We start from the raw sequence: 11,078 nt of genomic DNA, 5'->3' as shown, positions 1-11,078 counted from the left end.
TTAATCGGGGAAACCCAAAAGAAATTACCGCAGCGGCGACGCGGTAAAGACAAAAAGGAACGAACAAATGAGCATCAATCTGCAAAAGCCGGACATTACCGAGCTTAAGCCCCGGATCACCGTTTTCGGTGTTGGCGGCGGCGGCGGCAATGCGGTCAATAATATGATCAACGCCGGCTTGCGCGGTGTTGAATTCGTAGTGGCAAATACTGACGCACAGGCACTGGCACAGTCCAAGGCAGAGCGTCTGGTTCAGCTCGGCGCATCGGTAACCGAGGGTCTCGGCGCTGGTTCGCAGCCGGAAGTTGGCCGCGCTGCCGCTGAAGAATGCATCGATGAGATCAATGATCATCTGCAGGGTACGCATATGTGCTTCGTCACTGCCGGTATGGGCGGCGGTACAGGCACTGGTGCCGCTCCCGTCGTTGCCCGTGCTGCACGCGAAAAAGGCATCCTGACAGTTGGTGTTGTTACCAAGCCGTTCCATTTCGAAGGCCAGCGCCGCATGCGCACCGCCGATATGGGCATTGAAGACCTGCAGAAGAATGTCGATACACTTATCGTTATTCCAAACCAGAACCTCTTCCGCATTGCCAATGACAAGACAACCTTTGCCGATGCATTCGCAATGGCTGATCAGGTTCTTTATTCCGGTGTTGCCTGCATTACCGATCTGATGGTCAAGGAAGGCCTGATCAATCTCGATTTCGCCGATGTCCGTTCGGTTATGCGCGAGATGGGCAAAGCAATGATGGGCACGGGTGAAGCTTCCGGTGATGGCCGTGCAATGGCTGCCGCTGAAGCTGCAATTGCCAATCCGCTGCTTGACGAAACTTCAATGCGTGGTGCCAAGGGCCTGTTGATCTCGATCACCGGCGGCCGTGACATGACCCTGTTTGAGGTCGACGAAGCAGCAACGCGTATTCGCGAAGAAGTGGATCAGGATGCCAACATCATCCTCGGTGCGACCTTCGACGAAAGCCTGGAAGGCATCATCCGCGTTTCTGTTGTTGCAACAGGCATCGACAAGCAGATTGGAGCGTCGGCCCCAGCGCCGATCGAGTTTCGTCAACCGATGAAGCCAATTGCAAAGCCAGCACCGCAGGTAGCTGCAAAGATCGAGACAGTTGCTCGTCCACCTGTCCAACAGCCAGCTTCTCCAGTTGCTGAAGCAGTACGCGCTGCCGGACTTGACGTAGCTCCGCATGCTCCACAGCCAGTACAGCAGGATTTCCGTCCACAGAGCCGTATTTTCCAGGCTCCTGCTCCGGAAGTATTTGATGCACCGGTCGCTGCTGCACCACAGGAACCAGTCTACCAGCCGGCACCACAGCCTGCTCCGCAGATGGCTGAACCTGCACCTCAGCCTGTTGCACCGCGCATGCCAAACGTTGCTGATTTCCCGCCTCTGGTTCAGGCAGAACTCAACGCCCGCGATATGGGATCGCGCGATCACTCCCGCGATCAGGCCGCCCATGAAGCCCATGAGGATCGCGGTCCGATGGGTCTTCTCAAGCGCCTCACTGCCGGCCTGACACGCCGCGAAGATGAGACTGCCCGTCTGGAGCCAGCTCAGCCTCGCGAACCTGCAATGCGCCCGGCAGAACCACGCCGTCCGCTTTCGCAAGATGCTTCCATCTATGCTCCGCGTCGTGGACAGCTTGACGAACAGGGCCGCGTACAGCCACAGGCACGCCAGACCTCGGAAGACGATCAGCTTGAAATCCCGGCATTCCTTCGCCGTCAGGCAAACTGATCCAACCAGAGAACACCGAACTGGAATTCCGCCATTGTTTCAATGGCGGAATTTTTTTATCAACCTATTGAAAAATAATGCAATCAACCTAGTTGATGACGAAGCATCTGCGTTACGTTAGTTTCGTTCTTTCCGGACGGTTGTCGATGAACCGATACGCGGACAATGCGATTTATCAGTAAGAGGTTTCTGTTGCGGGAATTCCAGACAACGATTGCTAAACGCATTTCGGTCTCAGGTGCAGGCGTGCATAGTGGTGCACCGGTTACGCTATCTTTTTTACCAGCAGATGCAGATACCGGCATTGTCTTCAACGTGATTGATAGCGCGGGTGCCAGTCATGCCATCAGGGCTCTGGTTTCCGAAGTGGGTGCAACAGACCTTTCCACCAGACTGGCCAACTCAGATGGTGCTTCAGTCAGCACGATTGAGCATGTGATGGCTGCAATTGCAGGATCGGGCATCGACAATATGGTGCTTGAGATCAACGGACCTGAAGTCCCGATTTTTGATGGATCGTCGGTCGCCTTTCTCGATGCGTTGGCTCAAGCCGGACTGGTCGAACAGTCTGCCAGACGCCGCTATATTCGCGTCCTCAAGCCGATTCGGTTTGAGTCCGGCGCATCATGGGCGGAATTCATTCCCTATGATGGAATTCGCTACGAAGTTGAGATTGATTTCGAAGCGCCGGTGATAGGCCGCCAGAAATTTGCGGGCGATATGGACGAGGCGGTTTTCCGTAAAGAGATATCGCGTGCCCGTACCTTCGGATTCATGCGGGACGTGGAAAAGCTTTGGGCTGCTGGTCTCGCACTTGGCTCGTCGCTTGATAATTCATTGGTCATTGGTGACGACAACACCGTCATCAATCCAGGTGGCCTGCGATATCCCGATGAGTTTGTCCGCCATAAGACACTTGATGCTGTAGGCGATCTGTCGCTCGCCGGTGCACCATTCATAGGTTGTTTCCGATCTTACAGGGGGGGGCATCGCGTCAATGCGGCGGCAGTGAGGGCACTGCTTTCCGATCCCTCAGCTTTTAATATTGTGGAAATGCAGGGCTTCACTCCTTCCGCGAAGACCAAACTTGTAGCCAGGGCACCTTCCACGCTCTGAGTTACATTAACCGCGGTATCGAGTTTACGGACTGCATCAGGATATCGGCGAGACGAGCGGTTGCAGGTTCAAGCTGCGCCTCGGCACGATGCAGCATGAGGCCAAGCGAGGGCAGGGATGGCAGTCCCTGGTCCTGTGACGCCAGTCTTTGTACTGTGGGCGGCAGGCCGAGCGGTGTTCGTATTGTTACTCCCAATCCCGCTGCTGTCGCTGCCCATAATCCTGTGAGGCTGGGACTGATAAAGGACAGCCGCCACGGAATTCCAGCACGGTCGAGAGCATTGATAGCTGCTGTGCGCAGAAGGCATGGTGCTTCCAGTGAAATCAGGGGTAGCGGATCCGTAGATTTCCGCCAGCCTTCGGACTCTCCCGCTGGACCTATCCAGCACATGGGCACGTCGAAAATATATTCATGATGAGGGGTCGATACCGCGTCATTGTTCCATGCCAATGCGAGGTCTAGGCGCCCAGAGGTAATCCTGTCCAGCAGATCGGTATTTCGCGTTACACGAGCTTCAATGCGCACCTTTGGGTGGGCTCTAGCAAACTGGCCAAGAACGTCAGTCAGCAGGCTTTCGCCAAAATCCTCCTGCAGGCCCAAGCGAACCCATCCTTCCAATTCGCTGCCATGAATTGCAGTGACTGCCTCATCATTCAAGTCGAGCATGCGGCGGGCGTAACCAAGCATGGTTTCTCCCGCATCGGTAAGGGCAAGCCCCCGTCCGGACTTGGTAAAGATTGGTGTCTCTGCCTGTTGCTCGAGCTTTTTCAGCTGAGCACTCACTGCTGAAGTGGAGCGTCCAAGCCGTTCGGCGGCTTTGGCAAAACTTCCCAAATCCATACCTGTGGAGAAGGTTCGGAGAACGTCGAGATCAAGCGTAACCTTGCGCATTAAACAATCATCCACATTTTTGGGACTATTGATCCTAAATAATCTGATTTTCAGGATAATTGTGCTGGATTATTGATAAGTCGTCAAGCAATTCTGAAAGGAACCTAAAATGCCATTCACCCGAATTTCTCTACTTGAAGGCAAATCGCCGGAATACCTTAAAGCCCTGTCAGACAGCTTTCATCAGGCGATGGTTGAAACATTCAACGTGCCGCTAACCGATAAATTTCAGGCCATTCATCAGCATCGCCGCAATGAGCTGATCATTGACCCGACCTATTTCAGCAATGGCCGCTCCGATGACTTCGTGATCTTCACGATCACAATTGGAAAGCCAAGGGATGTTGCTACCAAGCAGGCATTTTACAAGCGTGTGGTTGAACTCTTGGGTAAGGCACCCGGCATTCGCCCGGAAGACATTATGATCGTCGTTAGCACATCGACCCGTGATGAGTGGTCGTTCAGCAATGGCGAAACCCAGATGCTCGAACCGGCTTGAAGAGGCGACAATAATGACGAAACAAATACAGAGTTGCCCGGGTGAGATGACTGTTCGGCGTGCCGGACAGTCCATCGCTCGTGGCCCGGCGAATATTTCGACTGCTCCATTTTGGGCGGAGATGCTGCTCGAAAGTCAGGTTGATGGTGAGAATAACGTTATGCGGGCGTCAGTCGATCCCGGGGTTATAACCAATTGGCACACGCATCCGCGAGGACAATTTCTATATGTATTGTCAGGTGTAGGCTTCGCTCAGCATGACGGTGGTCCGGTGGTCGAACTGCGTGCGGGTGATTGCGTCTGGTTCGCACCGGATGAACGTCATTGGCATGGAGCAAGTGCCACAAGCACATTCTTATACATAAGTATTCAGGCGACACAGGATGGCACTGCCGTTTCGTGGCTTGAGCCTGTAATTCGTGAGGAGGTGGAGCAATGATTGCGATGCAATACAGTTTCCCACTTCCTGCCGATTACGACATGGGGATTATTGACCGGCGTATCGCGGAAAAGGGGCCGCTGCTCGATAATTTCCCCAATCTTGCATTCAAAGCATATTTGACTGGGCGTAGGGAAGATGAAACGCAAAGTCAGGAGAATCTCTATGCCCCATTCTATTTATGGCGTCATGAGAGTGGCTTGAATGATTTTGTATGCGGTGCCGGCTTTGCGGCAGTAAGCCAGTCATTCGGTCGGCCAAGCATCAAAACGTGGATAGTATGGCAGGCGGAAATATCTCCCTCGATCTCATCGGCGGCTTTCGCAACGAGGGAGATATTGCCAATTGAACCTTATGCCTCGCTGGCAGAATTAAGGCGCGGCGAGGAAGACCAAGCTGTACTTGACGTACAAAAAAACAGTGCTCTTGCTGCGGTTTCGGCCTTTAATCCAACTGACTGGACACGGATTCGCTTTCGGTTATGGGGTGAGCAACCACATTTGACAGGACAAAAAGGGCATCAGACCTATAAAATTGGCCATCTATCGCTGCCAAAAGCCGACTAATTCCTGCTCCGCCACAAATTTGGACGATTGCATGGCAATAAGATTGCTGATTCCTGTCGCTTGTGGTTTATGAACGCCCAACCGACGGTAAGATTGTCTATGTCTAGAGCATGGCGCGGAAACGTGATATCGGGTTTCGCGATCAATGCTCTTAATTATAATGTGGGGCCGGAGACAGCATGGCGAATAGCAGAACGCTTATCAGCGCAAGGTTTGGGAATGCAAGGTTCGGCGGGAAGGCCCGTTTAGCGCTCCTGCTTCTCCCGATTGCTGGCGCTGTTGCAATCTCGGGTTGCGCAGCAAAAGATGACGATCTCGATCTTTCTGCCTATGTGGACACAATCGAACCGGCTGACGTTCTTTATAACCAGGCACTCGCAAACTTGAATTCCGGCCGTCTCGATGAAGCCGCCAAAAAATTCGATGCGGTTGATCGCCAGCATCCCTATTCTGAATTCGCCCGTAAATCGCTCGTCATGGGCGCATTCGCCAACTACCGCGGCGGCAAATATGACGATGCGGTTGCCATGACCAAGCGCTATATCGCGCTTTACCCAACACAGCCTGAAGCTGCCTATGCATATTACATTACCGGTCTGAGCTATTACCGCCAGATTCCGGACGTAACGCGCGAACAGAGCATGACGCGCAAGTCCATTGCGGCATTCCAGGAAGTTGTTCAGACCTATCCTGACTCCGAATATGTGGAAGATTCAAAGGCAAAGATCCGTTTCGGCCGCGACCAGCTCGCAGGCAAGGAAATGCAGGTTGGCCGCTATTATCTGGAGCGCAAGGATTATATCGCTTCGATCAAGCGCTTCCGCGGGGTTGTTGAGCAATATTCAAACACGCGTCATGTCGAGGAAGCTCTCGCGCGTCTGGTGGAAGCTTACTACGCACTCGGCATCACCAATGAAGCTCAGGCTGCTGCTGCGGTTCTCGGTCAGAACTACCCCGACAGCGAATGGTACAAGGACAGCTACAAGCTGCTGCAGAGCGGTGGTCTTGAGCCGCGAGAAAATGCTGGCTCTTGGCTCTCGAAGGCCGCCTCTGCTATTACTGGCAGCAAAGAAGGCGCCTGAACCCAGAATCAACCTTGAGCGATCATGCTTTCGCATCTGTCGATCCGCGATATTGTCCTGATTGAACGGCTCGACATCGAGTTCAGCGAAGGCTTGTCTGTGCTTACCGGCGAGACCGGTGCTGGCAAATCCATTTTGCTGGATGCTCTGTCACTTGCACTTGGGGCCCGGGGCGATGCGTCTCTGGTTCGTCATGGTGCAGAGCAGGGGCAGGTTACCGCCGTGTTCGATGTAACGGGCAGTCATCCGGCACGGCTTCTGCTACGGGATAACGATATTGATGATGATGGAGACATCATCCTGCGGCGGGTGCAGAATTCTGATGGCCGCAGCCGCGTTTTCATCAACGATCAAGCTGCCAGCGTAACCTTGCTCAAGGAGCTAGGGCGTAGACTGGTTGAAATCCACGGTCAGCATGATGATCGTGCGCTGATCGATATTGATATTCATCGCACATTGCTCGATGCCTTTGGGGCGCTCGAAACAAAATCCAACCTCGTCCGTTCGCTGCATAAAACCTGGCGTGAGACAGAGCATGCTCTGGTTCGCCATCGCGCAAAGGTTGAGGCGGCGGCGCGTGAGTCCGATTACTTGCGCGCATCTGTGGAGGAACTATCCAAGCTTGATCCCGAGCCACAGGAAGAAGAGTTGCTGGCAATAAAACGCACGGAGATGATGCGTTCAGAGAAGATTGCCGGCGATGTTAACGAGGCCAACGATATTCTTTCGGGTAATGCATCCCCCGTACCATCACTTGCCAGTCTTGTGCGCCGCCTTGAACGCAAAGTGCCGGAAGCGCCGCATTTGCTGGAACCAGTTGTCAAAGCCATTGATGAAGCCCTGAACTCTTTGGCCGAGGCACAAAACGGTATCGAACAGGCAATCCGCGCAATTGATTTTGATCCACGAGTGCTCGAACAGACGGAAGAGCGGCTGTTTGCGCTGCGTGGTGCAGCCCGTAAATATTCTGTGCCGGTAGACGATCTGTCCGCGCTGCGTGATCGCATGGATGCCGACCTTGCCGATATTGACGCTGGTGCGGAGCGTTTGGCGGCACTGGAAAAGGAAGCGCTGGCGGCCCGCAATGCCTTTGATGAGGCTGCCTTGGCTCTCTCGACCCATCGTCACGAGACTGCTGGGCATTTGAAGCAGGCTGTCATGGCTGAACTCCCTGCTTTAAAGCTTGAGCGCGCCGAATTCATCGTTGAAATGACAACGGATGCGAATAATCGCACGGCGGAAGGTATTGATACGGTAGAATATTGGGTCCGAACAAATCCGGGTACCAGAGCTGGACCGATGATGAAAGTAGCTTCGGGCGGTGAGCTTTCGCGCTTCCTATTGGCGCTGAAGGTTGCTCTTGCCGATCGAGGATCAGCCCCGACACTTGTCTTTGATGAAATCGATACGGGTGTGGGCGGCGCTGTAGCCGATGCAATCGGTCAGCGCCTTCGTCGCTTGTCAGCAACGGTTCAGGTTCTTTCGGTCACCCACGCGCCACAGGTTGCGGCCCGTGCACAAACACATTTCCTCATTGCCAAATCTGCTGCTGGCAATGACCGGGTGGCGACATCCATCCGGGCCATGGAAACTGATGATCGTCAGGAAGAAATCGCACGCATGTTAGCAGGAGCAAGTGTTACCGAAGAGGCCCGCGCTGCCGCAGTTCGTCTTCTCCGGGAAAATGCTGCATAAATAACCCGCTGATTGATCAAAGGCATGTCACCATAGGTTGCCAAATCAAAGTTCTGCGGTGCATTTTTATATCCCTTACGCTAATCTCGCGCCGAATCCAGCAGCAGGCGCACCATGGCAGACATTGCAGTAGAAAAACTGACCGAAGCAGAAGCAGCCGAGGAGCTAGGCAGGCTTGCGGCGGAAATTGCCCAGCACGATTATCGTTATAATACTGAAGATGCGCCCACGATTTCGGATGCCGAGTATGACGCGCTGCGCCGGCGAAATCTCGCCATCGAGCAGCGCTTCCCGCAACTGAAGCGCGAAGATTCACCATCAAACAAGGTTGGTGCGAGTGTTTCCGAGAAGTTCGGGAAAGTTACCCATTCGATACCAATGCTGTCGCTGGACAATGCTTTTCACGACAGCGATGTCGAAGATTTTGTCGGCCGCATACGCCGATTTTTGAAACTCGGCGCCGATGCGGGCGTAGCGATTACGGCCGAGCCGAAGATTGATGGATTATCGCTATCTTTGCGTTACGAGTTGGGGCGTCTGGTGACTGCTGCAACGCGCGGCGATGGCACAACCGGCGAAAACGTTACATTGAATGCGCGTACCGTGGCCAGCATACCGAATGTGCTGGATGGCAATCCGCCAGAAGTTCTCGAAGTGCGCGGCGAGGTCTATATGAGTCATGCTGACTTTGCCGCGTTGAACGAGCGTCAGGTGAAGGATGGCAAGCCGGTTTTTGCCAATCCACGCAATGCCGCTGCGGGTTCGTTGCGCCAGCTCGACTCCACCATTACCGCTTCGCGGCCATTGCAATTTTTCGCCTATGCATGGGGCGAAGTGAGCGAAATGCCTGCCACTACGCAAATGGGCATGGTCGAAGCATTCAAGTCCTATGGATTTCGGGTCAATCCGCTTATGCAGCGTTTTGAGAGCGTTGAAGGTCTGGTGAAACATTACCATCAAATCGAAGAGCAGCGTGCGCTTCTCGGCTATGACATTGATGGCGTGGTTTACAAGGTCGATGATCTGGCACTTCAACAGCGCCTTGGTTTCGTCTCACGCAGCCCGCGTTGGGCCATTGCGCATAAATTCCCGGCCGAACGCGCCATGACTATCTTGCGCGGCATTGATATTCAGGTGGGTCGTACAGGTGCGCTGACGCCGGTTGCGCGGCTTGAGCCAGTCACCGTTGGCGGCGTCGTTGTCACAAATGTGACGCTTCACAATGAGGACTATATCAAGGGCATTGGCCAGAACGGCCAGCCTATACGTGAAGGTCGCGACCTGCGTGTTGGTGATACGGTGGTGGTGCAGCGCGCTGGTGATGTGATCCCCCAGATTGTCGATATCGTGGCTGACAAGCCGCGCGGCAGCACGCCTTATGTGTTTCCGGATACCTGTCCGGCATGCGGTTCGCATGCTGTTCGGGAGGAGGGAGAGGCCGTAAGGCGCTGCACAGGTGGATTGATTTGCCCTGCACAGGCAGTTGAGCGCCTGCGTCACTTCGTTCAGCGAAATGCGTTCGATATTGATGGCCTTGGCGAAAAGCAGGTTGAGTTCTTCTTCAAGTCGGATGATCCGGCGCTGCATATCGGTACGCCAGCCGATATTTTCACGCTGAAGAAGCGTCAGGCCGGATCGCTGGCGAAGCTTGAAAACATTGATGGCTTTGGCGCGACATCAGTCAAGAAACTATACGATGCGATTGATGAACGGCGCGAAGTTTCGCTGAGCCGCTTCATTTATGGTCTCGGTATTCGCCATGTGGGTGAGGTCAATGCCAAGAGGCTGGCAAAGGCTTATCGTTCCTATGATGCCCTTGCCAATGCGGCAATCGCTGCGATTTCACCGAAGGACAAGGGCGATAAGGGTAACGAAGCTTGGCGCGAGCTGAACGATGTCGAAGGCATTGGCAGCATTGTAGCCGAAGCGCTGGTCGATTTTTATGCGGAGGAGCATAATCGCGATGCACTGGCTGCGCTTCTTGCCGAAGTTACACCGCTTGATGAAGAGGTGAGAACAGTCAGTAACTCGCCTGTCGAGGGAAAGACAATTGTATTTACCGGCTCGTTGGAGCGGATGTCGCGAGATGAGGCTAAGGCAATGGCAGAGCGTTATGGCGCCAAGACTGCGGGTTCCGTTTCAAAGAAAACCGATCTTGTCGTGGCAGGTCCCGGTGCAGGCTCGAAACTGACACAAGCGCAAACATTGGGCATTGAAGTTATTGATGAAGATGCGTGGTTCACATTGGTGGGTGCATGAGCGAGATCATTTTCAAAGGCTTTGGCGAGAAGGCTTTGCCTTTTCTGAAAGCATTGGACTTCCATCAAAATCGCGAATGGTTTTTGGAGAATAAAGACCTTTTCGAAGCACACCTCTACGAACCCTTGGGTGATCTCGTTGATGATCTGATTGTGCGCTTTGAAAAAGCGGGTCTGCCCTTCAAAGGAGACCGCAAGAAGTCGCAATTCCGTATCAAGCGCGACACGCGATTTGCCAAGGACAAGAGTCCCTACAACCGGCATCTTTCTGCACTGCTTTCTCCCGATGGAAGCAAATGGAGCGAAAGCGGCTGTTTCTATGTGTGCGTTGGCCTGGAAGAATATAGAGGCTGCTATGCCGCCGTCGCCTTCTGGCAAGGCAAACCGGAGCTTTTGCTGGCGATGCGCAAGGCCATTGTCGCCAAGCCGGAAAAATACCGCGAGATGGTCAAGGAATTGGCGAAGAACCGCTTGGAGCTTGGCGATATTGAGCGTCTGAAGCGTACACCACGCGGTTTCGAAGACGTGACTGATGCTGATCTCATTGAAGCTCTGCGCAACCGCCATTTTGCTGTTCGCTATGCAATCGACCCGGTGCGTCTGACATCTCCGGAGCTGGCTGATGATCTGCTGGATTTTGCCCTTCGTGCCAAACCGCTGATCGACTGGGGCAGGGCTATCCAAGGTACAGTGCCTGCCTGAATGGGCTTCATTTCATCGTTTTGCAACTTGTCACAGCTTTGAGCTGTGACCTTCTTGTCACATATGACTCTAT

Annotated in this window: 10 protein-coding genes; 9 read left to right on the top strand and 1 reads right to left on the bottom strand. The window is 53.8% G+C overall.

Features of this window, described 5'->3' with window-relative positions; translation table 11 throughout:
- Positions 1-67 precede the first annotated feature (67 nt).
- Positions 68-1,756 carry a cell division protein FtsZ gene (gene ftsZ / locus PMI41_RS08470; protein WP_008123760.1) on the top strand — a complete coding sequence of 563 codons (1,689 nt, stop codon included), beginning with the start codon at positions 68-70 and terminating at the stop codon, positions 1,754-1,756.
- A gap of 165 nt (positions 1,757-1,921) precedes the next feature.
- On the top strand, positions 1,922-2,872 hold the full coding sequence (lpxC, locus tag PMI41_RS08465; protein ID WP_052025857.1) for a UDP-3-O-acyl-N-acetylglucosamine deacetylase: 951 nt from the start codon (positions 1,922-1,924) through the stop codon (positions 2,870-2,872).
- A 1-nt stretch (position 2,873) separates the two neighbouring features.
- Here lpxC and PMI41_RS08460 read toward each other — a convergent pair whose 3' ends face one another.
- Entirely contained in the window at positions 2,874-3,764 is an 891-nt protein-coding gene (locus tag PMI41_RS08460) for a LysR substrate-binding domain-containing protein (RefSeq protein ID WP_008123756.1), read from the bottom strand.
- Positions 3,765-3,873: 109 nt separating this feature from the next.
- Here PMI41_RS08460 and PMI41_RS08455 point away from each other — a divergent pair, with 109 nt between their 5' ends.
- The 7 genes from PMI41_RS08455 (at position 3,874) to PMI41_RS08425 (ending at position 11,005) form a co-directional block, all read left to right on the top strand.
- A complete protein-coding gene (locus PMI41_RS08455; protein WP_008123754.1) occupies positions 3,874-4,263 on the top strand; it encodes a tautomerase family protein in 390 nt (129 codons plus the stop codon).
- A 13-nt stretch (positions 4,264-4,276) separates the two neighbouring features.
- Entirely contained in the window at positions 4,277-4,702 is a 426-nt protein-coding gene (locus PMI41_RS08450; RefSeq protein ID WP_008123752.1) for a cupin domain-containing protein, read from the top strand.
- The gene (locus tag PMI41_RS08445) at positions 4,699-5,268 is read left to right on the top strand and encodes a DUF4865 family protein (protein WP_008123750.1); all 570 of its coding nucleotides are present in this window, start codon (positions 4,699-4,701) and stop codon (positions 5,266-5,268) included. Before PMI41_RS08450 ends, PMI41_RS08445 begins: the two co-directional genes overlap by 4 nt.
- A 179-nt stretch (positions 5,269-5,447) precedes the next feature.
- Complete coding sequence (locus PMI41_RS08440) at positions 5,448-6,350, top strand: outer membrane protein assembly factor BamD (RefSeq protein ID WP_008123748.1); 903 nt, start codon at positions 5,448-5,450, stop codon at positions 6,348-6,350.
- A 24-nt stretch (positions 6,351-6,374) separates the two neighbouring features.
- A complete protein-coding gene (gene recN / locus PMI41_RS08435; RefSeq protein WP_008123746.1) occupies positions 6,375-8,045 on the top strand; it encodes a DNA repair protein RecN in 1,671 nt (556 codons plus the stop codon).
- 114 nt (positions 8,046-8,159) lie between these two features.
- Positions 8,160-10,304 (top strand): NAD-dependent DNA ligase LigA, encoded by a 2,145-nt coding sequence (ligA, locus tag PMI41_RS08430; protein WP_008123744.1) that lies wholly within the window; start codon positions 8,160-8,162, stop codon positions 10,302-10,304.
- Positions 10,301-11,005: a TIGR02453 family protein gene (locus PMI41_RS08425; RefSeq protein WP_008123742.1), complete on the top strand. Its 705-nt coding sequence runs from the start codon at positions 10,301-10,303 to the stop codon at positions 11,003-11,005. Before ligA ends, PMI41_RS08425 begins: the two co-directional genes overlap by 4 nt.
- Positions 11,006-11,078 lie beyond the last annotated feature (73 nt).

Source organism: Phyllobacterium sp. YR531 (assembly GCF_000282595.1).
GTDB lineage: Bacteria > Pseudomonadota > Alphaproteobacteria > Rhizobiales > Rhizobiaceae > Phyllobacterium.
This window is presented reverse-complemented; position numbering and strand designations above follow the sequence as displayed.